At 68.7% G+C, this 20,781-nt stretch carries 24 protein-coding genes; 20 read left to right on the top strand and 4 right to left on the bottom strand.

Annotated elements, in window-relative coordinates; genetic code table 11:
- Positions 1–27: 27 nt before the first annotated feature.
- Genes fliD through FG99_RS18970 form a run of 8 tightly spaced genes read left to right on the top strand, consistent with a single transcriptional unit; the run spans position 28 to position 6,228 of the window.
- The gene (gene fliD, locus FG99_RS19005; protein WP_043271842.1) at positions 28–1,335 is read left to right on the top strand and encodes a flagellar filament capping protein FliD; all 1,308 of its coding nucleotides are present in this window, start codon (positions 28–30) and stop codon (positions 1,333–1,335) included.
- Positions 1,332–1,727 carry a flagellar export chaperone FliS gene (fliS, locus tag FG99_RS19000; RefSeq protein WP_009622771.1) on the top strand — a complete coding sequence of 132 codons (396 nt, stop codon included), beginning with the start codon at positions 1,332–1,334 and terminating at the stop codon, positions 1,725–1,727. Before fliD ends, fliS begins: the two co-directional genes overlap by 4 nt.
- Entirely contained in the window at positions 1,711–2,034 is a 324-nt protein-coding gene (locus tag FG99_RS18995) for a hypothetical protein (protein WP_043271841.1), read from the top strand. Before fliS ends, FG99_RS18995 begins: the two co-directional genes overlap by 17 nt.
- Positions 2,031–3,143, top strand: a complete 1,113-nt coding sequence (locus FG99_RS18990; protein ID WP_051879056.1) for a flagellar hook-length control protein FliK — start codon at positions 2,031–2,033, stop codon at positions 3,141–3,143. The genes FG99_RS18995 and FG99_RS18990 overlap by 4 nt, the downstream gene beginning before the upstream one ends.
- A 40-nt stretch (positions 3,144–3,183) precedes the next feature.
- Positions 3,184–3,669, top strand: coding sequence for a flagellar basal body-associated FliL family protein (locus FG99_RS18985; RefSeq protein ID WP_009622764.1), 486 nt, complete (start codon positions 3,184–3,186; stop codon positions 3,667–3,669).
- A 10-nt stretch (positions 3,670–3,679) separates the two neighbouring features.
- Complete coding sequence (locus tag FG99_RS18980) at positions 3,680–4,411, top strand: FliA/WhiG family RNA polymerase sigma factor (protein WP_043271840.1); 732 nt, start codon at positions 3,680–3,682, stop codon at positions 4,409–4,411.
- Positions 4,412–4,414: 3 nt separating this feature from the next.
- Positions 4,415–5,287, top strand: coding sequence for a flagellar motor stator protein MotA (gene motA / locus FG99_RS18975; RefSeq protein WP_043271839.1), 873 nt, complete (start codon positions 4,415–4,417; stop codon positions 5,285–5,287).
- Positions 5,284–6,228: an OmpA family protein gene (locus tag FG99_RS18970; protein ID WP_043271838.1), complete on the top strand. Its 945-nt coding sequence runs from the start codon at positions 5,284–5,286 to the stop codon at positions 6,226–6,228. The genes motA and FG99_RS18970 overlap by 4 nt, the downstream gene beginning before the upstream one ends.
- 149 nt (positions 6,229–6,377) lie before the next feature.
- On the opposite strand, the gene FG99_RS18965 is transcribed toward FG99_RS18970, so the two are convergent.
- From FG99_RS18965 to flgA, 4 genes are all read right to left on the bottom strand, one after another.
- Entirely contained in the window at positions 6,378–6,839 is a 462-nt protein-coding gene (locus tag FG99_RS18965; protein ID WP_051879055.1) for a hypothetical protein, read from the bottom strand.
- A complete protein-coding gene (locus FG99_RS18960) occupies positions 6,836–7,681 on the bottom strand; it encodes a winged helix-turn-helix domain-containing protein (protein ID WP_043271837.1) in 846 nt (281 codons plus the stop codon). Before FG99_RS18960 ends, FG99_RS18965 begins: the two co-directional genes overlap by 4 nt.
- A gap of 218 nt (positions 7,682–7,899) precedes the next feature.
- Positions 7,900–8,796 (bottom strand): lateral flagellin LafA, encoded by an 897-nt coding sequence (gene lafA, locus FG99_RS18955; protein WP_043271836.1) that lies wholly within the window; start codon positions 8,794–8,796, stop codon positions 7,900–7,902.
- 654 nt (positions 8,797–9,450) lie between these two features.
- Positions 9,451–10,119, bottom strand: a complete 669-nt coding sequence (gene flgA / locus FG99_RS18950; protein ID WP_051879106.1) for a flagellar basal body P-ring formation chaperone FlgA — start codon at positions 10,117–10,119, stop codon at positions 9,451–9,453.
- Between the two features lie 219 nt (positions 10,120–10,338).
- Here flgA and flgB point away from each other — a divergent pair, with 219 nt between their 5' ends.
- Genes flgB through FG99_RS18890 form a run of 12 tightly spaced genes read left to right on the top strand, consistent with a single transcriptional unit; the run spans position 10,339 to position 20,704 of the window.
- A complete protein-coding gene (gene flgB / locus FG99_RS18945; protein ID WP_009622749.1) occupies positions 10,339–10,707 on the top strand; it encodes a flagellar basal body rod protein FlgB in 369 nt (122 codons plus the stop codon).
- 2 nt (positions 10,708–10,709) lie between these two features.
- Entirely contained in the window at positions 10,710–11,141 is a 432-nt protein-coding gene (flgC, locus tag FG99_RS18940; protein ID WP_043271835.1) for a flagellar basal body rod protein FlgC, read from the top strand.
- A complete protein-coding gene (locus FG99_RS18935; RefSeq protein WP_043271834.1) occupies positions 11,138–11,803 on the top strand; it encodes a flagellar hook capping FlgD N-terminal domain-containing protein in 666 nt (221 codons plus the stop codon). The genes flgC and FG99_RS18935 overlap by 4 nt, the downstream gene beginning before the upstream one ends.
- A 20-nt stretch (positions 11,804–11,823) precedes the next feature.
- Positions 11,824–13,011, top strand: a complete 1,188-nt coding sequence (flgE, locus tag FG99_RS18930; RefSeq protein WP_043271833.1) for a flagellar hook protein FlgE — start codon at positions 11,824–11,826, stop codon at positions 13,009–13,011.
- 9 nt (positions 13,012–13,020) lie between these two features.
- Positions 13,021–13,746 carry a flagellar basal body rod protein FlgF gene (locus FG99_RS18925; RefSeq protein WP_043271832.1) on the top strand — a complete coding sequence of 242 codons (726 nt, stop codon included), beginning with the start codon at positions 13,021–13,023 and terminating at the stop codon, positions 13,744–13,746.
- 53 nt (positions 13,747–13,799) lie between these two features.
- Positions 13,800–14,585, top strand: a complete 786-nt coding sequence (gene flgG / locus FG99_RS18920) for a flagellar basal-body rod protein FlgG (protein ID WP_009622739.1) — start codon at positions 13,800–13,802, stop codon at positions 14,583–14,585.
- A 5-nt stretch (positions 14,586–14,590) separates the two neighbouring features.
- Complete coding sequence (gene flgH, locus FG99_RS18915; protein WP_024128717.1) at positions 14,591–15,253, top strand: flagellar basal body L-ring protein FlgH; 663 nt, start codon at positions 14,591–14,593, stop codon at positions 15,251–15,253.
- 13 nt (positions 15,254–15,266) lie between these two features.
- Positions 15,267–16,370: a flagellar basal body P-ring protein FlgI gene (locus FG99_RS18910; RefSeq protein WP_043271831.1), complete on the top strand. Its 1,104-nt coding sequence runs from the start codon at positions 15,267–15,269 to the stop codon at positions 16,368–16,370.
- A 9-nt stretch (positions 16,371–16,379) separates the two neighbouring features.
- Complete coding sequence (locus tag FG99_RS18905) at positions 16,380–17,345, top strand: lytic transglycosylase domain-containing protein (RefSeq protein WP_043271830.1); 966 nt, start codon at positions 16,380–16,382, stop codon at positions 17,343–17,345.
- On the top strand, positions 17,342–18,709 hold the full coding sequence (flgK, locus tag FG99_RS18900) for a flagellar hook-associated protein FlgK (RefSeq protein WP_043271829.1): 1,368 nt from the start codon (positions 17,342–17,344) through the stop codon (positions 18,707–18,709). The genes FG99_RS18905 and flgK overlap by 4 nt, the downstream gene beginning before the upstream one ends.
- A gap of 32 nt (positions 18,710–18,741) precedes the next feature.
- Positions 18,742–19,656, top strand: a complete 915-nt coding sequence (gene flgL, locus FG99_RS18895) for a flagellar hook-associated protein FlgL (RefSeq protein ID WP_043271828.1) — start codon at positions 18,742–18,744, stop codon at positions 19,654–19,656.
- 13 nt (positions 19,657–19,669) lie between these two features.
- Positions 19,670–20,704, top strand: coding sequence for a hypothetical protein (locus FG99_RS18890; RefSeq protein ID WP_043271827.1), 1,035 nt, complete (start codon positions 19,670–19,672; stop codon positions 20,702–20,704).
- Positions 20,705–20,781: the final 77 nt, after the last annotated feature.

Below are 20,781 nucleotides of genomic sequence, written 5' to 3'. Positions count from 1 at the left end.
CCCAGGCTCGCAAAGGGGTACCCGACCATGGCAACCATAGATTCCGATTACGTCCAGCAGATGGCGACCCAGCTGGCCCAGTACGACATCCAGGCGTCGCAGACGCGGCTGAACCGCAACAAGACCAGCTACAACAGCGAGCTGTCCGCGGTCACCCAGTTGAAGTCGGCGCTGAGCACCTTTTCCTCGGCGGTCAGTGGGCTCAAGAGCAGTTCCAGCAGCACCAGCAACATGCTGGTCAACAGCGCCACCTTCAGCGCCGAGGGCTATGCCACCGCCAGCGTCGGCTCCACCGCGGTTTCCGGCAGCTACCAGTTCTTCGTCAAGCAGCTGGCGGCCAAGGACCAGGTGGCCCTGCAGGGCCTGAGCGACGGCGACCTGGGCAGCGGCGAGCTGACCATCGGCCAGGGCAGCGACAGCTTCAAGATCGACATGAGCGGCATCACCAGCCTCAGCGCCCTGGCCTCGGCCATCAACGGCGCCTCCGACAACACCGGCGTCAAGGCCACCCTGGTGCGCAGCGACGGCGCGGTGAACCTGGTGCTGACCAGCGACGAGAGCGGCGAGGACCAGGCCATCACTCTGTCCAGCAGCAATGCCGCGATGCAGGGCTCCATCGATGCCCGCAAGCAGCTTTCCAGCGCCCAGGACGCCATCGTCTACCTGGGCGGGCAGGGCGGCATCGAGCTACGCAACGCCAGCAACACCTTCGACAAGGCCATCGACGGCGTGAGCCTGACCTTCACCAAGGTCAGCGACCCGGCCGAGGCGCCGCTGAGCCTCGACATCGGCCGCGACAAGGACGCCACCAGCAAGAAGCTGCAGGGCTTCCTGGACGCCTACAACACCCTGATGAGCAGCATCGGCACGCTGACCGCCAGCGGCAGCGGCAGCACAACCCGCGGCGCGCTGGCCGGGGACTCGGCGGTGCAGGCGATCAAGTCGGCGGTCAACGGCCTGATCCGCACCAGCTTCGGCGGCGTCAACCTGATCGGCTACGGCGTCAGCGCCGACAGCAGCGGCAAGCTGACCCTCGACAGCAGCAAGCTGGAGAAGGCCCTGGCGCAGAACGCCGACGGCTTCGAGCAGTTGTTCAGCGACAAGGGCAACCTGATCGACAGCCTGAGCAGCGCGCTCAAGACCTACACCAGCTCCACCAGCGGCCTGCTGACCTCGCGGGTGAACAGCCTGAACGACAAGCTGGCCGACATCGACGACCAGTTCGACGACCTGCAGACGCGCTACAACAACTCGTACGCGCGCTACCTCAAGCAGTACACCAACCTCATGCAAGTCATGAATTCCATGGACCAGACCTCCAGCATGTTCACATGACCTATTCGATGAACGAAGGCTACGACAGCTACCGCACCACGGACCTGGAGGCGCGCGCCGCCGCGGCGTCGCCCTACGAGCTGGTGCTGGTGCTGTTCGACGGCCTGCTCGACGAACTGGCCCGCGCCCGCGGGCATATCGAGGCCAAGCGCTTCCAGCACAAGGGCCGCTCCCTGGACAAGTGCATGAACATCCTCAACGGCCTGTCCAGCGCCCTCGACTACGAGGCCGGCGGGCAGGTGGTGCAGGACCTGGCGCGGCTCTACGACTACTGCATCTACCGCCTCTCGGACGTCAGCGTGAACCTGTCGCTGGAGGGCCTGGACGAGGTGGCCGGCCTGCTCGGCACCCTGCGCGAAGGCTGGGCCGGTGTCCATGCCGCCCGTGGCTGACCCGCGCGTGCACGCGCTGCGCAGCCTCCACGCGCGCCTGGGCGAGGTGCTGGCGCGCGGCGAGTGGGCGAACCTGGGCGAGGTGGACGGCGCCATCCGCGTGCTGCTCGAGCGTCTGGCCGCCGGCCCCGCGCTGGATGCCGCCGGCATGGAGGCCAAGCGCCGTTTGCAGCAGCTGCACGAGCAGGCGCGGCGCGCCTGCGCGCAGGAGGTGGAGCGCCTGCGCCAGTTGCTGGCGAGCCACCTGGAGTATGCCGAAGGGCGCTCCGCCTACATGCAGATAGACCGCCTGCTGGCGGGGAGATGACCGTGTTGCAGCTGAACAGCCGCCTGGCCGCGGATGCCGCGCCGGGCAAGGACGCGCCCCTGCCGGCCGTGGCCGCCATGGGCGCCGGGCAGATGGCCGAAGGTGTTGCCGTCAGGGGCTCGGAGGCGGCGGGCGAGGTGCTGCCGGCCTTCGCCGCGCAATTGGCCAAGGGCGCGGAAGCGGCCGAGGCGCCGGCGGAAACGCCATCGACCCCCGCCGACCCGGCCGTATCGCAGGACGCACAACCGCAGCCCGACCCGAGCCTGGGTGCCTTGCCGGGCGCCGAGCAATGGCTGGCCAGCATGCTCGGCCAGCGCGAGGTGACGCTGCAGGCCCGCGATGCCGGACAGGCCGGCGATGCCGCGAGCGCGCCGCTATCCCGTGGCCTGCCCGCCAACCTGCCGCTGCCGCAATTGCCCCAGGGCGTGGTCGAGGCCGCGCCGACGCCGGCCCAGGGCCAGCCGCTGCCGAGCCTGGCCCTGCCGGCCAAGGCCGAGGAAGCGCCGCTGATGAAGACCGAAACGGCCAGCGACGAACTGCTGCGCAGCCAGCTCGACAAGCTCGCCGGCCAGGCGCAGCCGAGCGCTGCGTCGGTGCAGGCGAACGCCCCGGCCGTGGCGAACGATGCCCAGCCGCTGCCGGCCAGCCACGTGCCCGAGCGCCAGTTGAACCTGCAGGCGCCGGCCGAGCGCTGGGGCGAGCAGTTGCTCAACGCCCTGCGCGACAACGTCGAACTGCAATTGCGGCATAACCAGCAGAGCGCCGCCATCCGCCTGGACCCGCCGGAGCTGGGGCGCCTGGAAATCTACCTGAGCCGGGACAACGCCGGCCTGACGGTGCAGATCCACGCCGCCCAGGGCGACGTCGCGCGCCTGCTGCAGCAGGGCGCCGAACGCCTGCGCCAGGACATCGCCGGGGCCAGCCAGCAGCCGGTGGAGGTGCAGGTCTCCGACGGCCGCGCCGGCCAGCAGCAGGCGCAACAGCAACAGGCCCAGCAGGGACGCCCGGCGCCCTGGCTGGACGATGCGCCGAGCCGTGCGGCAGTTCTGGAACCCGAAGCGGAGCCGGACGACGCACGCCGCCCGGGCGACGTGCTGGTCACCGTCTAGCGCCGGGCAATCAATGCAAACCGAGGATCGGGAAACCGTCATGACGATGCGCCGCATCATGTTGTTGTTCACTGTTCTGAATCTGCTGATCGCCGCCGGCGGCGTGGCCGGCACCTGGTACCTGGCGCGCCCGCTGCTGGCCGCCCAGGCCAAGGCCGGTGAGGCGGCCGGCGCCGGGCAGGATGCAGCGCAGGAAGAGGAAGCGCCGGGCGAATACGAGTTCTTCCCGGTCAACAAGATCATCGTCAGCCTGCCGGGCAGCGATGGCCGCGAGCACTACTTCGTGCTCGACCTGGTGCTGCAGGCCGAGCTGGGCACCGAGCAGAAGAAGCTGCAGCAGATCGACCCCGTGGTGCGCAACTCGGCGGTGGCGCACCTCTCCGCGCTGACCTACGAGCAACTGCGCGGCAAGAGCATCCCGGCGCTGCAGGGCGAGCTGGAGCAGGTGCTGCTGGCCGACTTCGCCACGCGCAAGGTGGCCGCGCCCTTCCAGCACGTGCTGGTCAGCAAGCTGATCGTGCAATAGGGGCCCGCCCATGAACGCCCACTGCGCCCTCGACTACCGCAACCCCGCCGAGGCGGGCCACCCGGCCTTCGCCCCGGGCGCCGAGCAGCAATGGCTGATGCGCTACCTGCCGCTGGTGCGGCGGGTGGTCAGCCAGCTGTCGCTGCAGGCCAACCAGGTGCTGGACCGCGAGGACATGGAGCAGATCGGCCTGATGGGCCTGCTGGAAAGCCTGCGCCGCTACGGCACGCCCGACGAGCAGTTCGCCGGCTTCGCCGTGCTGCGCATCCGCGGCGCCATCCTCGACGAGCTGCGCCGCCAGGACTGGCGCCCGCGCCAGGTGCGGCTGCAGGCGCACAAGGTGCGCGACGGCATCCGCGAGCTGGCCCGGCGCCTGGGCCGCGTGCCCACGGACAAGGAAATCCTCGCCCACACCGGGCTCGACGAGCGCGCCTACCAGGACCACCTGCAGGCCGAGGCCTGCGAGGCCATCGAGAGCCTCGACGCGCTGCTCGGCGAAGGCCTGGAGAACCTGGTGGACGGCGAGTCGGCGCTGGAGGCGCGGGTGCTGCGCGAGCGCATGCTGGCCCAGGCCCTGGCGCAGCTCAACGAGCGCGAGCGCCTGGTGCTGACGCTGTACTACCAGCACGAGCTGAGCCTGAAGGAAATCGCCCTGGTGCTCGACGTGAGCGACGCCCGGGTCTGTCAACTGAGCAAGCAGGCGCTGAACAAGGCCTGCCGCTACCTGAGCGAGAGAAGCTGAATCATGCAGAAAGTCATAGGCGCGCTGATCATCGTCGCCTGCGTCCTGGGCGGCTACGCCATGGCCCACGGCGACATGCGCGTGCTCTGGCAGCCGGCCGAGGTGGTCATCATCCTCGGCGCCGGCCTGGGCAGCCTGGTGGTGGCCAACCCGCGCGAGGTGCTGCTGGAGATGCTCTCCCAGGTCAAGGGCGTGTTCGTCTACAAGCGTCGTGGCGAGGAGTTCCAGCGCCAGTTGCTGATGCTGCTCTACCAGCTGCTGGAGATGGTCGAGGTGGGCGGCCTGAAGGTGCTCGACGAGCACATCGAGGAGCCCGAGCAGAGCGAGCTGTTCGCCCGCTACCCGCTGATCCTCCAGGAAAGGAACCTGATGGCCTTCATCGCCGACAACTTCCGCCTGATGGCCATGGGCAAGATCAGCGCCCACGAGCTGGAAGGCTTCCTCGAACAGGAACTGGACGCCATGGAGCACGCCCTGCTGCAGCCGTCGAAGTCGCTGCACAAGGTCGGCGAGGCCATGCCCGGCTTCGGCATCCTGGCGGCGATCATGGGCATCATCATCACCATGGGCAGCATCGGCGGCACCATCGGCGAGGTGGGCGCCCACGTGGCCGCGGCGCTGGTGGGCACCTTCCTCGGCATCTTCTTCTGCTACTGCCTGCTCGACCCGCTGTCCAACGCCATGGCCCAGCGGGTGAAGACCGAACTCTCGGCCCTGGAATGCGTGCGCACCACCCTGGTCGCCCACGTCGCCGGCAAGCCCACGCTGTTGGCGGTGGACGCCGGGCGCAAGCTGATCGAGCAGGACGTCAAGCCGGCCTTCCGCCAGCTCGAGACCTGGGTCAACCAGTACGAGGATGAAAGGGAAGCGGCATGAGGAAGCGTGGCGAGCAGCCCCACGAAGTCATCATCAAGCGGCGCGGCAAGAAGGGTCACGCCGAGGAGCACAGCTCCGCCTGGAAGGTGGCCTTCGCCGACTTCACCCTGGCGATGATGGCGCTGTTCATGGTGCTGTGGATCGTGCAGCCGCGCAGCGTGGTGCAGAATCCGGCGGTGGGCGACCTGCAGAGCAACCCGCTGGTGGACGGCGGCGCCGGGGTGTTCGACGGCTCCAGCCGCACGCCGGTGGAGCTGGACGGTCTGCCCATGCCGGTGCAGCCGCAGAGCCCGCCGCGCACGTCCGAGGGCACCCGCGCCAGCGTCGACGGCAGCCAGCCGGGCGAGGGCAGCGAGCCGCGCCACTACGATTCCAGCGTCGACCTGCAGGAGCTGGCGGCGCTGATCCGCGCGGTGTCCGCGCAGACCGACGCGCTGGCCAACATCGAGGTCAAGGTGGTGCCCCAGGGCCTGCGCGTGCTGATCAAGGACGACCCCAAGCGCTTCATGTTCCCCCGCGGCAGCGCCATCCTCGATCCACATTTCCGCACGCTGCTGGCGGCCCTGGGCGGCGTGCTGGCGAAGGTCGACAACCGCCTGATCCTCAGCGGCCACACCGACGCCGTGCCCTACCGCGGGGCCAACGGCTACAACAACTGGAACCTCTCCGGCGACCGCGCCCTGCAGGCGCGCAACGTGCTGGTGGACGCCGGCCTGCCGGCGAACAACGTGCTCCAGGTGACCGCCCAGGCCGACGGCATGCCGCTGCTGCCGGAGGACCCGCAGAACGGCGCCAACCGTCGCATCGAACTGTTGTTGCTGACCGACAGCGCCGAGCAGCTGTACCGCCAGTTGTTCAGCGACGAACAGGCGCGTGTGCAGGTCGGTTCCGAGGGGGCGAAGTTCAGTGGTGGGCAGGGGGCCTCTGCGGCCAAGCCTTGATGGTTCTTTAGAGCCTGTTCACGATCTCGCGAGCTAGAGCAGAACAAGGCGAAAACAGGCGAGGGAGCGCAGTTTAGTCCGCTAAATGAGCATCACTCGCCTGTTTTTAACGCAGTTATGCCGACGCGCAGCAGATCGTGGATAGGTTCTCAAGGTTCGCCGGCGAAGCGCTCGGCACAGTAAAGCTGGCGGGTTTCCTCGGCTAACAGGCAGTCGCCGTGGGGCTGCAGGTTGAGCACGCTGTCGTTGTCGCTGCCGTAGAGCAGGTTGAACAGCAGCTCGTTGTCCAACTGCGCGGCCTGCTGCAGTTCTGCCAGCTCGCTCTTTTCCACGCGCAGGCGCAGGTGGTCGAGGAAGCCCGACTCGACGTGGCCGGAGGTCTTCTGCACGGTATCGCCTTGGCGCGTCACCGCATAGAAGCGGCCGTCACGCAGCAGCAGGCTGTGCTCCAGGCGCAGGACGCGGCCGTCGGCGAGGATCAGCTGGCCGCTGCTGCGGTAGCGGCCGTCGAACTCGCTGGCGGAGCGGTAGTTGAGCCAGGTGGCGGTCATTCCGCTGAACAGGCCCAGGCTCAGCATTGCGCTGCCGGCGAGCAGGTGCAGGCGCTTCATGGCAGGCAGCTCCGCAGTTGCTCGTCGCCCAGGCGGGCGAGCTGGTCCTGGTGGATCAGCAGCAGGCGGGTGGAGGCTTGGGCGCTGCTGCAGGCCACTTCGTAGAAGCCGGCATGGCGCGACAGGGTGAACTGCGCGGGCTGCTCGCTCAGCGCGGCCAGGCGCGCGCTCAGGGCGCCGGTGCGTTCGCGCAGCTGGGCCAGGCCCTGGGGGCGCGCATCGAAATAGGTGAAATGCTTGTTGCCGATGTCCAGGTCCGCGCGCAGGTCCTGGGTTCGCTGCAGGGCATAGTGCAGCGTGGCGGCCAGGGCCAGCCCAACCAGCAGCAGCGGCGCCGCCACGGCCAGCAGCTCGGGCCTGCGCCAGCGGCGGGCCGGACGCAGCGGCGGGGTGGCGGGCATGGCGGCCGGGGCCGGTTCCTGATCGGGGAGGGGCGCGTCCTCGGCTTCGACCGGTGCGCGCACGGCGAAGCGCGGGTTGAGCATGTAGCCGCGGCGCGGCAGGGTCTGGATGATCTCGCGGCGCTTCTCGTCGCCGAGTATCTGGCGCAGCGTGTAGATCTGCTGGTTGAGGCTGCCCTGGCCGACCACCCGGTCGCTCCAGGCGTGGGCCAGCAATTCGTCGCGCGCCACCACCTCGCCGGGTTCGCGCAGCAGGCGTTCGAGCAGGCGGCTGCCGGAGAAGCCCAGCTCGACCTTTTCCTCGAAGCCCTCGCGCTGCAGCACCAACTGGTACAGCTCGGGCTGGAAGTGGGCGAGGCAACCGTCGGCCAGGCCGGTACGGATGAGGCGGGCGGGAAGGGGGCGGGCGTCGGCGACGGGCGTGATCTGAATCATGTCCATGAAGCGTCTGGCAGCCTGTCCCTGTACGAATTCGTATCGGTTCTGATGAAGAGGGACGACATTCTGGCGTCAATAAAATGTAGAGACAAGTCCCATTTCTATACCTTTCTTGCTTGACAGATTACTAATTCCACTCGCGTCGCCGGATTCCCCGGCCCCAACGGCAAACGCCCCGAACGGGTCGGGGCGTTTGCTTTCGGTCAGTTGCGCGGGGCGGATCAGCCCAGCAGGGACATGACCATGCCCGGCATCTGGCCGGCCTGCTTGAGCATGGAGATGCCGGACTGCATCAGCATGCTGTTCTTGGTCATGGCGGCCGATTCGGAGGCGAAGTCGGCGTCCATGATGGTGCCCTTGGCCACGTCGGTGTTGTCCTTCATGTTGGCCAGGTTGTTGGCGGTGTGATTCAGGCGGTTGATGTTGGCGCCGAACTGGGCGCGCAGGGTGCCGATGCTGTCCAGGGCGGTGCTCAGCTTGTCGATCATGCCGTTGGCGTTGGCCGCGCTCAGTTCGCTGCCGCTGGCGGCGGTGGCTGCGCCGCTGGCGGCGTAGACCGAGGAGATGTCGCTGAGCTTGGTGGCGACGTCGGTCAGGTTGGTGGAAGCGTCGACCGCCAGGGTCTCGGCGCTGCTGGCGCCGATCTGGAAGCTGATGGAGGCGGAGAACTTGCCGTTGCTGCCGTCGACTTCGGTGCCGTCGCTGAACAGTTTGTCGCCGGCGTAGCTGGTGTTCTTCATGATGTTGGCCAGCTCTTTGCCCAGCTCGTCGTACTCGGACTGCATGGAGTCCTGGTCCTTGGAGCTGTTGGTGCCGTTGGAGGACTGGGTGGCCAGGTCCTTCATGCGCTGGACGATGTCGGTCATTTCGCTGAAGGCGCCTTCGGCGGTCTGCAGCAGGGACACGGAGTCGTTGACGTTGCGGGTGGCCACGGCCATGCCGCGGGACTGGGCGTCCAGGCGGGTGGCGATCTGCAGGCCGGCGGCGTCGTCGGCGGCGCTGTTCACGCGGTAACCGGTGCCCAGGCGCTGCTGGTTGGTGGCCAGCTTGGCGTTGGTCTTGTTCAGGTTGGTCTGGGTGGTCAGGGCGGAATAGTTGGTATGGATCGACAGAGCCATGGAGTGAATCCTCGGATTGGGCTTGTGTAAAGCCGGCTTTGATCGCCTGCTGAAGGGGTAGGGCGACCGGGATGGAAAAGGGCTTAAGGGCCGATTCGAGAAATTCTTGCGGGAGGCGGGAAGAGGGCATCGCGGGCAGGGCTCGCTCCTAAAGATTGCCGGGGGCACGGTATTCCTCCCCCGTAGGACCTTGTCCGCGATAACCGGAGGTTCCGGCGCGATTCGCGGATAAGATCTCCTACGCCGCCCCACCCGTGTCATTCCCCTGTAGGAGCGCGCCCTGCGCGCGAAATCGCGGGCAGGGCCCGCTCCTACAGGTTGCCGGGGGCACGGTATTCCTCCCCCGTAGGAGCGGACCTTGTCCGCGATAGCCGGAGGTATCGGCGCGGTTCGCGGATGAGATCCGCTCCTACGCTGCCCCGCCCGTGTCATTCCCCTGTAGGAGCGCGCCCTGCGCGCGAAATCGCGGGCAGGGCCCGCTCCTACAGTCTGCCGTGAAACCTGGCATTCTCCCCCCGTAGGAGCGGACCTTGTCCGCGATAGCCGGAGGTTCCGGCGCGGTTCGCGGATGAGATCCGCTACGCTGCCCCACCCGTGTCATTCCCCTGTAGGAGCGCGCCCTGCGCGCGAATCGCCGGCAGGGCCGGCGCTCGTTCATTCGAACGTGCTGCTCACCAATCCCGCCTCGACCACCCGCGCCTGGATCACCTTCTCGCTGCTCAGGTTGCGCACCTTGATCACTTCGCCCTGCTGCCCGTTGGCCAGGGCCTGGCCCGGGGTGCTGGCCTGGATGCCGTCGCGGCTGGCGTTGATGCGGACCTGCTGGCCGCGCTTGACCAGTTGCGCGCTGCTGAGCACCTGCGGGGTGAGCAGCTGGCCGGCGCGCAGGCGGCGGCGGGCGCCCTGGCCGATGACCTGTTCGGGGCGGGTGAAGAAGCCGTGGTGGGCGCGGGCTATGTTCTGCGCTTGCAGCTTCAGGTCGCCGGCGCCCAGGACCTGGCCGCGGTCGATGATGGCGGCGGTCACCAGCACCGGCAGGAAGACGTCGGCCTGGCTGCTGACCGTCACCGCCCAGCCGGCGCCGTCCGCGCAGCGGACTTCGTAGCGCTGGCGGGCCAGGGCCGAGGGTTCGTCGCTGCGCCTTTGCAGTTGCAGCGGCTGGCTGCAGGGCGCTGGCGGCAGGCTGCCGAGCAGTTCGTGGCTGAACTGGCTGCGCAGGCCCTGCCAGCCGTTGCGCCGGGCTTCTTCGCGCAGCTGGGCGTCCAGTTGCGCGCTCACCGCCTGTTCGACTTGCGCGCGGGCTTCGCCGGCGGCCTCGCACATGGGGCTGGCCAGGCCGGCGGCGAGGACCAGGAAAAGGGCGGAAAGGCTTTTTCCGCCCCGGCCCGCCAGGCGACGCGAAAGCGGAAGCCGGGGGGCGGCCGGGGGCTGGCGGTGTGGGCTGGAGGTCAGTGAAATCAAGGCTTCGCTCGCTGTTCTCAAGTTAGGCACGGTTCCTGCTGAAGGGGACGCCAGCAAGAGTCAGGCCGGAGACAGCCACCGATGAGCATACGGGTAGAAGAATCCCTCGCCGTGCACGTGCGTGCGCTGCAGGTGCGCACCCAGCGCAGCGAGATCCTCGCCGCCAACCTGGCGAACCAGGACACCCCGGGCTTCCTCGCCCGCGATATCGATTTCGCCGGCGAGATGCGCCGCCTCGACCCGCAGGCCGAGGACGCCGGCCTGGCCTTCGCCGACGACGACGCGCAGCTGAAGTACCGCATCCCCAACCAGCCGTCGGAAGACGGCAACACCGTCGAGCAGGGTGTGGAGCAGTCGGAGTTCGCCCGCAACGCCATGGGCTTCCAGACCAGCCTGACCTTCCTCGGCATGAAGTTCCGCGGCCTCAAGCAGGCCATCGAAGGACGTTGAGCATGGCACTGGACTCCATCTACCGCATCGCCGGTTCCGCGATGACCGCGCAGACCGTGCGCCTGAACACCGTGGCCAGCAACCTGGCCAACGCCGATTCCGCCGCCTCCAGCGCCGACGCCGCGTACAAGGCGCGCAAGCCGATGTTCGCCGCCGTGTACGGCAACGACGAACTGGTGCGCGACGCCGGCATGGGCGGCGCCCGTGTGCAGGTGCTGGACGTGGTGACTTCCGGCACCGCGCCGCAACGCCGCTACGAGCCGAACAACCCGCTGGCCAACCGCGATGGCTACGTCTACTACCCGGACGTCAACGAGATCGAGGAAATGACCGACATGATGTCGGCCACCCGCAGCTTCGAGACCAGCGTCGACGTCCTCAACCGCGTACGCAGCATGCAGCAGGGCCTGCTGAAGCTGGGAGAACAGTCATGACCAGCAGCGTCAACGGCACCAACTCCGCCAATGGCAGCAGCGCTGGCAGCGACAGCGTCGGCGTCAACCTGACCGACGTGTCGCAGCTGCAGAACAACTTCATCACCCTGATGGTCGCGCAGATCCAGTACCAGGACCCGACCGACCCGGTGGACAGCACCCAGTTTGTCAACCAGTACTCGCAGCTGTCCCAGGTGCAGAGCCTGGAGAACCTCAACACCATCCAGAAGAACAGCCTGGTGCTCGCCGACAACCTGCAGAACCTCACCGCCGCCGGCCTGGTAGGGCAGAAGGTGATGGTCTCGGTGGACAGCCTGCAGCTGGACGACGCCGTGGTCGATGGCCAGGTGCAGCTGGAGCACGCCTCCACCAGCACCACCCTGAAGCTGACCAGCGCCGCCACCGGCGAGGTGACCAAGCTCGCCCTCGGCCCGCAGGAGGCCGGCAGCGTGGCCTTCAGCGTCGACCCGCAGAAGCTCGGCCTGGCGCCGGGCAAGTACAGCGTCGAGGTCGAGACCAGCAGCGGCGAGAAGCCCAAGGTCGAGGTCGGCGGCAAGGTCAGCCACGTGCGCGTCAGCGACAGCGGCCCGGTACTGGAAGTCGAGGGCGCCGGTTCCGTGCCCTTCTACAACATCGTCGAATTCGGCAGCGCGGCTGCCTGATCCCGCCCAGGAGAACCCCGATGAGCTTCAATATTTCCCTGACCGGGCTGAACGCCGTCAGCGAGCAGCTGGACACCGTCAGCAACAACATCGCCAACGTCGGCACCGTTGGCTTCAAGTCCTCGCGCACCGAGTTCGGCAGCGTCTACGCCGACAGCCAGGCGATGGGCGTGGAAGTGCTGGGCAGCACCCAGAGCATCAGCCTCGGCGGCAGCCTCACCAACACCAGCCGCAACCTCGACCTGGCCATCTCCGGCACCGGCTTCTTCATGGTCAAGAGCGCCACCGGCGAGACCCAGTACACCCGCGCCGGGGTGTTCAACACCGACAACGCCAACTACATGGTCAACGCCTCCGGCCAGCGCCTGCAGGGTTACTCGGTGGACGCCGCCGGCAACCTGCAGGCCGGCGTGCTCGGCGACCTGCAGGTGAAGACCGCCAGCCTGCCGGCCAAGGCCACTGACAGCCTGGACTTCGTCGCCAACCTCGACGCCGACGGCGAAGTGCCGGCCCTGGCCTTCGACCCGGCCGACGCCTCCACCTACAACTCCACCTACACCACCAAGGTCTACGACTCCCAGGGCAAGGAACACACCCTGACGCAGTACTTCGTGAAGACCGCCGACAACGCCTGGACCAGCCACTACTACGCCGATGGCAACGCCGTGGGCACCCAGGCGCTGAGCTTCGACAGCGCCGGCATGCTGACCTCGCCCAGCGCGCCCTTCACCCTCAACGTCGGCGGCCTGGCCGGCGGCGTGAACGCCCTGGCGATCAACGTCGACTACACCGGCACCACCCAGTACGGCTCCGACTTCGCCGTCACCACCAACAAGGCCTCCGGCTATGCCTCCGGCGACAAGACCGGCCTGACCGTCGACGAGGACGGCATGGTCTACGTCAACTACAGCAACGGCCAGCGCCTGCTGCAGGGCCAGGTGGTGCTGGCCAGCTTCGTCAACCCCGAGGGCCTGCGCGCGGTCAGCGGCACCGCCTGGACCGAGACCTCGGCCTCCGGCGGCCCGCTGGTGGGCGCCCCCGGCGGCGGCCAGTTCGGCGACCTGGTGGCCGGCGCGCTGGAAGGCTCCAACGTCGACCTCACCGCGCAACTGGTGAGCCTGATGGAAGGCCAGCGCAACTACCAGGCCAACACCAAGGTGCTGACCACCGACAAGGAACTCACCCAAGCGCTGTTCGGCGCCGTCTGAGGCTGACCCATGGACCGCCTGGCCTATACCGCGATGAGCGCCGCCAGCCGCACCCTGCAGTCGCTGCAGGTGCGCGCCAACAACCTGGCCAATGCCAACACCCCGGGGTTCCGCGCCGACATGGAGCGCGTCAGCGCCGTGGACGTGAGCGGCTACGGCTACGACAGCCGGCACCTGGCGCGCCTGGAGAACAACGGCGTCGACATGGCCCCCGGCACCCTCACGGTGACCGGCCGCGACCTCGACTTCGCCATCCGCGGCCAGGGCCTGATCGCCCTGCGGGACGGCGAGGGCGAGGCCTACACCCGCCACGGCAGCATGGTCGTCGACAGCGAGGGGCGGCTGACCATCAACGGCCGCCAGGTGCTGGGGGAGGGCGGCCCGATCGTCCTGCCCGAGTACGACAGCGTGAACATTGGCGAGGACGGCACCGTCTCGGTGATGCCCCGAGGCGACTACCTGATGACCGAGGTGGACCGCATCAAGCTGGTCGACGCCCCGGCCGCCGAGCTGCAGAAGAACGCCGCCGGCCTGCTGGTGCGCAAGGACGGCCAGCCGGCCGAGGCCACCGAAAACGTGCGCCTGGTCAGCGGGTACCTGGAGGCGAGCAACGTGTCGTCGATCGACCAGCTCACCGCGACCATGAGCCTGAACCGCATGTTCGAGACCCAGGTGAAGATGATGAAGGCCGCCGAGGACATGGCGTCCGCCGGCGACCGCCTGCTGCGCGACTGACGCGCCCCGTACAACCCGGCCGCGCCGCGCGCGGCCCGCGAAGGAGATACCGCATGAGTTCGGCACTGTGGGTGAGCAAGACCGGCCTGGCCGCGCAGGACACCGCGCTGTCGGCGGTGGCCAACAACCTGGCCAACGTCAACACCACCGGCTTCAAGAGCGACCGGGTGGTCTTCGAGGACCTGTTCTATTCCATCGACCGCCAGCCCGGCGCCCAGGCCGACCAGGTCAACACCGTGCCCTCGGGCATCCAGCTGGGCAGCGGCGTGCGCGTGGCCGGCACGCAGAAAGTGTTCACCGAAGGCAGCATGCAGACCACCGGGCAGCCGATGGACCTGGCCGTGGTCGGCCGCGGCTTCTTCCAGGTGGAAGCGCCCAATGGCGACACCCTGTACACCGAGAACGGCCAGCTGCAGCTCAATTCCGACGGCGTGGTGGTCAACGCCCAGGGCCTGCCGCTGATCCCCAACATCGAGGTGCCGGCCGGCAGCAGCAGCTTCACCGTGGGCAGCGACGGCACCGTCACCGCGATCATGGCCGGCGAGACGCAGCCGACCCAGCTGGGCCAGATCACCCTGGTCAACTTCACCAACCCGGCAGGCCTGGAAGCCCTGGGCGGCAACCTCTACCGCGAGACCGTGGCCAGCGGCCAGCCGGTGGAAGGCGTGCCCGGCGAAGACGGCCTGGGCACCCTCAAGCAGGGCGTGCTGGAAGGCTCCAACGTGCAGGTGGTGGAGGCCATGGTCAACATGATCGCCATCCAGCGCGCCTACGAGGCCAACGCCAAGGTGCTGGACGCCGCCTCCGGCATGCAGCAGTTCCTCAACCAGACCGTATGACCGCCATGAGCCGCCTGCCGACGCTGCTCGCCCTGCTGCTGCTGGGCGGCTGCGCGAGCTTCAACGAGATGCTCCCGGACGAGGATTCCAGCGCCTACCAGCCGCCGACCCTCGACTACAGCCTGCCGCCCACCACCGGCGGCGGGCTGTACCGCCCCGGCTACTACGGCGGCCTGGTGCAGGACCAGCGCGCCCTGCGCGTGGGCGACGTGCTCACCGTGGTGCTGGAGGAGCAGACGCAGTCGAGCAAGAGCGCCGGCACCAGCTTCGACAAGAGTTCCAGCCTGGGCATCGGCATCCCCACCATCCTCGGCCACAGCTACGACCGCCTGGAAAGCTCGGCGGACAGCTCGCGGGACTTCAAGGGCGACGCCAAGAGCGAGCAGCAGAACTCCCTGCGCGGCGCCATCGCGGTGACCGTGCACCAGGTGCTGCCCAACGGCACCCTGGTGGTCCGCGGCGAGAAGAACCTGCGCCTGAACCAGGGCTCGGAGTTCATCCGCCTCACCGGCCTGGTGCGGGTGGAGGACATCAACCGCAACAACCAGGTGTCCTCGCAGAACGTCGCCAACGCCAACATCTCCTACGCCGGGCGCGGCGTGCTCAACGACAGCAACTCGGCCGGCTGGCTGACGCGCTTCTTCACCCATCCTCTGTTCCCGCTGTGAGGCGCTGCCGGCCATGCGAGCCATCCTGAAGTACCTGCTGCCGCTGACGCTGTTCTGCTGGCCCCTGGCGAGTCGCGCCGTGCCGCTGCTGGAACTGGTGGACGTGGAAGGCATCCGCGGCAACCAGCTGATCGGCTACGGCCTGGTGGTCGGCCTCGACGGCACCGGCGACAAGACCCAGGTGAAGTTCACCAGCCAGTCGGTGGTGAACATGATCAAGCAGTTCGGCGTCAACCTGCCGGCCAACATCGACCCCAAGCTGAAGAACGTCGCCGCGGTGAGCATCACCGCCGAAGTGCCGCCCTCGTACAGCCCCGGGCAGACGGTGGACGTCACCGTGTCCTCGCTGGGCGACGCCAAGAGCCTGCGCGGCGGCCAGCTGCTGCTCACGCCGCTGCGCGGCATCGACGGCGAAACCTATGCCCTGGCCCAGGGCGCGGTGGCCGTGGGCGGCCTCAACGCCAGCGGCCAGAGCGGCTCCAGCGTCACCATCAACACCGCCAACGGCGGGCGCATCCCCAACGGCGCGACCGTCGAGCGGATGATCCCCAGCGACTTCGCCAGCCGCCCGGACATCATGCTCAACCTGCGCCAGCCCAGCTTCCAGACCGCCGCGCACATCGTCACCGCGCTGGAAAACCTGCTCGGCGCCGGCAGCGCTCAGGCCCTGGACGGCACCAAGGTCAGCGTGCGCGCGCCGGTCTCGGCCAACCAGCGCACCAGCTTCATGGCCCTGCTCGAAGGCGTGGAGGTGCAGGAAGGCCGCGAACGGCCCAAGGTGGTGTTCAACAGCCGCACCGGCACCGTGGTCATCGGCCAGGGCGTGCGGGTGAAGGCCGCCGCGGTGTCCCACGGCAGCCTCACCGTGACCATCAGCGAGAACCCCCAGGTCAGCCAGCCGGCGCCGTTCTCCGGCGGCCGCACCACGGTCACGCCGCAGTCCGACGTCAACGTCGCCCAGGACAAGAAGCCGATGTTCCGCTGGCCCGAGGGCGCCAGCCTGCAGAGCATCATCGACACCGTGAACAGCCTCGGCGCCACCCCGGACGACGTCATGAGCATCCTCCAGGCGCTGGAGAAGGCCGGCGCGCTGAACGCCGAACTCATCATCATCTAGGGCGCGCGCATGAGCATCGTTTCACTCCCCACCGCGCTGAACGCCGCGCGCGGCCAGGACGGCAACCCCCAGGCGCGCCTGGAGGCGGCCGCCGAGCAGTTCGAGGCGCTGTTCCTGCAACAGATCCTCAAGCAGATGCGCAAGGCCGGCGACGTGCTCTCGGCCGGCGGCATCGGCCGCAGCCGCGACCTGGACACCCTGCGCGACTTCTACGACGGCGTGCTCGCCGACAACCTAGCCGAGCGCAAGCAGACCGGCATCGCCGCGCTGCTGGTGCGCCAGCTTTCCGGCCACGACTCCGACAGCCGCGGCGAGGCGCTGGCCGGCGGCGACCAGCTGGGCCTGCCGCGCAGCCTGCAGCAGGCCGTGGCGGCCGACTGGCAGCGCGGCGTGCAGGCCGCCGGGCGGCTCTGGCAACGCGGCAGCGCGGCCTTCGGCGAACTGGTGGACAGCCTGATCGACCACGAATCCGCCGGCGACGTCGCCGCCGTCTCGCCCAAGGGCGCCCGCGGCCTGATGCAGCTGATGCCCGACACCGCGCGGGAAATGGCCGCCAAGCTGGGCCTGGAGTTCGACCCGCAGCGCCTGACCCAGGACGGCGCCTACAACCGCCAGCTCGGCAGCGCCTACCTCGACGAGATGCTGCAGCGCTACGACGGCCACCGCGCCCTGGCCCTGGCCGCCTACAACGCCGGCCCCGGCCGGGTGGACGAGTGGCTGAAGAGCAACGGCGACCCGCGCCGCGGCGAGATCAGCGGCGAGGCCTGGATCGAACGCATCCCCTTCGAGGAAACCCGCCGCTACACCCGCGGCATCCTCGACGACCTCGATCGCCGCGGCCAGGCCGCAGCGCCGGCGCCGCTTAAGCCGGCGGCCGAACCGGTCGCCTATCAGCAGCAGGGCACGCAACACCAGGCATTGTCCGCCGCCTTCGCCCAACCGATCCGCCTTCAGCCCAAAGGGAAGCAGTCGTGAGCAATTTGACGCAGATCGCCTACAGCGGCGTGCGCGCCTCGGAGATCGGCCTGTCGATCACCGGGCAGAACACCTCCAACGTCAACACCCCGGGGTTCAGCCGCCTGTCGGTGCTCACCAGCTCCCTCGGCGGGCAGGGCTCGCTCAGCCCCGGCGGCGGGGTGAAGGTGACCGGCATCCGGCGCATGTCCGACGACTTCCTCAACCAGCAGCTGTGGCGCGCCACCACCGCGCAGAACTACTACAGCAACGCCCAGCAGTACCTGGGCGCGCTGGAGGACCTGATGTCCAGCGACGGCGCCAGCATCAGCGTCGGCCTCGACAACTTCTTCGCCGCCCTCAGCGAGGCCAGCGCCACCCCGGACTCCACCGCCCTGCGCCAGCAGATCATCGCCGAGGCCGGCAACCTGGCGCAGCGCTTCAACACCCTCTCCGGCAACCTCGACACCCAGCTCAAGTCCCTGCAGGAGCAGCGCGGCACCATGGTCGGCGAGATCAACGGCCTGACCGGCAACATCGCCCTGCTGAACAAGAAGATCGTCGCCGCGCAGTCCGCCGCCGCCGACCCCTCGGCCCTGCAGGACCAGCGCGACGCGCTGATCACCCAGCTCAGCCAGTACAGCAGCATCCGCACCACTGCCGCCGCCGACGGCTCGGTCTCGGTGTCCCTGGCCAACGGCCAGCCGCTGGTGGCCGGCGCCTCCGCCGCGCAGCTGAAGGTCAGCCTGACCAGCAGCGGCGAGCAGGACGTCAGCCTGGCCTTCGCCGGCACCCAGTTCGCCATCCACCAGCAGGACCTGGGCGGCGCCATGGGCGCGCTGTACGACACCGAATACCAGACCCTGCGGCCGAACCTCGACAGCCTGGCGCAGATGGCCACCCAGGTCGCCGACCTGGTCAACTCCACACTGGCCGGCGGCTACGACCTCAACGGCAACCCCGGCCAGGCGCTGCTGCAGGCCAACCCCGGCAGCACCGGCAAGCTGCTCAGCCTCATCGGCCTGCAGCCCACCGAGCTGGCGCTGTCCGACAGCGCCGGGGAGAAGGGCAACAACGGCAACCTGCTGCAGCTGATCGACCTGAAGAGCCAGGTCATCAGCGTCGACGGCAACCAGGTGACGCTCAACGACGCCTACGCCGGGCTGATCGGCCGGGTGGCCAGCGACAGCCGGCAGAACCAGGCCGACCTGGACACCGCCAAGACCGTGACGCAGCAGGCACAGAACCAGCGCGACAGCGTCAGCGCGGTGAACCTGGACGAGGAGGCGGTCAACCTGATGACCTATCAGCAGGCGTACCAGGCCAACATGAAGGTCATCAGCACCGCCAAGGACCTGTTCGACAGCATGCTCGCGGCCTTCTGAACGCCGTAGCCCGCCACCCGACGAGACGCCCCATGCGCATCACCAATTCGCAGAGCACCGCCATCCTCCTGGACTCGATGAGCCGCAACACCGAGAAGATGTCGCAGCTGATGCAGCAGATGTCCAGCAGCAACCGCATCCAGCACCCCTCGGACGACCCCATCGCCGCGGTGCGCATCCTGCGCATCCAGCGCTCGGAGGCCAGCCTGGCCCAGTACGGCAGCAACATCGCCGGGGTCTCGGGCAACCTGTCGATCCAGGAAACCAACCTGCAGTCCACCTCCGACACCCTGCTGGACATCCGCGACCTGCTGCTGTGGGCGGCCAACGGCTCCAACGCCAACGAGCAGCTCGGCGCCATGGCCGGCGAGCTGTCGAACCTGGAGAAGACCCTGGTCAGCTACCTCAACGTCAAGGACGAGGAGGGCCGCTACCTGTTCTCCGGCACCCTTACCGACCAGCCGGCGGTGACCTACGACGAGGCCAGCGGCACCTACAGCGCCACCGGCAACGACAAGACGCGCCAGGCGGTGGTGGCCAACGGCGTGATGGTCGACGAGAACGTCGCCATCCGCCCGCTGTTCGGCAACGGCATGGACCTGCTCAACGGCCTCCACGCTCTGGTGGCCAAGCTGCAGGACCCGGCCCTGGACAGCAGCGACCCGGCCATCCAGCAGAGCATCGAGGCCACCATCGACCTGCTGGACGACAGCCACGGCAAGCTGCTGTCGGCCATCACCGATCTGGGCGGGCGGCAGAACACCCTGACCCTGCTGGAAAACAGCAACCAGGACATCTCCCTGGTCAACCAGAAGGTCGAGGGCGACCTCTCGGCGCTGGACTACGCCAAGGCCAGCATCGACCTGGGCAACTACAAGCTGGCCCTGCAGGCGACGCAGAAGACCTACCTGACGGTCAACGGCCTGTCTCTGTTCAGCCTGCTCTGAGGACCCTGGCGCGATGAAGGTCGAGAACCCGTTCCCGGCGGTCGCCGCCATCGACGGCCAGCCGCGCCAGGCGCCGCCGGCAGTGGGCGAGCGCACCCTGCGCCAGCGCAAGCCGGCGCGCAGCGCGGCCAGCGCCGGCGAGCGCAGTGTGGGCAAGGCTGCCGGTTTCAGCATCCAGCTCAACCAGCAGCTCAGCGCCATGCAGAGCGCCGAAGGCTACCTGGGCGAGCTGGCCGACCGCCTCAACCAGCTCAAGCTCAGCCTGGGCCGCGAGCTGGGCAGCGGCCAGGGCGGCAACCGCAAGCAGCTGGAGCAGCCGCTGCAGCAGGCCGCCGAGCTGCTGGCGCAACGCCGCGAGCGCAGCGCCGGCGGGCTGGACGCCAACCTCGACCTGCACCTGCACGAAGCGGCGCGCACCCGCTTCGCCATCGACGGCCTGGCCACCCTCGACGAAGCCCGCGCAGGCGGCCGCGAGACCCTGCTGTTCCACACCGGCCGCGCCCAGGGTGAACCCGGCGTGGTGGTGCTGGACGACGCCATGAGCGACCAGCAGTTGCTGCGCAGCTTCAACGTCGGCCTGGCATCCAGCGGCATCCGCGCGGAACTCGACGCCGACGGCAGGCTGAGCTTCTCCATGGCCGAGGCCGACTGGCGCAAGCAGGGCGGCCAGCTCAACGTGCAAGGGGAGGGCAAACGCTTCGCCAAGGACCGCGCCAGCCCCGCCCGCACCCGCGAGCAGCGCCTGCTGGACCTGCCGCAGAGCCTGGCCGGCAGCGACCAGCGCGAACTGCGCCACATGCTCGACCAGGTGATAGATGCGCTGGACCGCATCGGCACCCTGCGCGACCAGCTGCGCCAGCGCCAGGGCGAGATCCGCGAGTTCTTGGCCCGCCAGGCCGACCGCGACGAGCAGCAATGGGCGCAGGACTACGCGGCGTCGGTGTTCAACCTGGTGCGCGACAGCGGCTCCAGTTACGCGGCGGTGACCCAGACCGTGGTGGCCCAGGCCAACCTGAGCCGTTTCGCGGTGGTCAGCCTGCTTTCTTGAGCCGACCTTGTTAAGCTGCGCCGAACCCTGGGGCCGATCGACGGTCCCAGTTCGCAGACGACGGACAGGAAGGCTCC

Origin of the sequence: Pseudomonas sp. AAC, assembly GCF_000725445.1 — a bacterium.
In the GTDB taxonomy this organism is placed as follows: Bacteria; Pseudomonadota; Gammaproteobacteria; order Pseudomonadales; family Pseudomonadaceae; genus Pseudomonas; species Pseudomonas citronellolis.
Note: the sequence above shows the minus strand (reverse complement) of the source record. Positions and strands in the feature narration are given on the sequence as shown.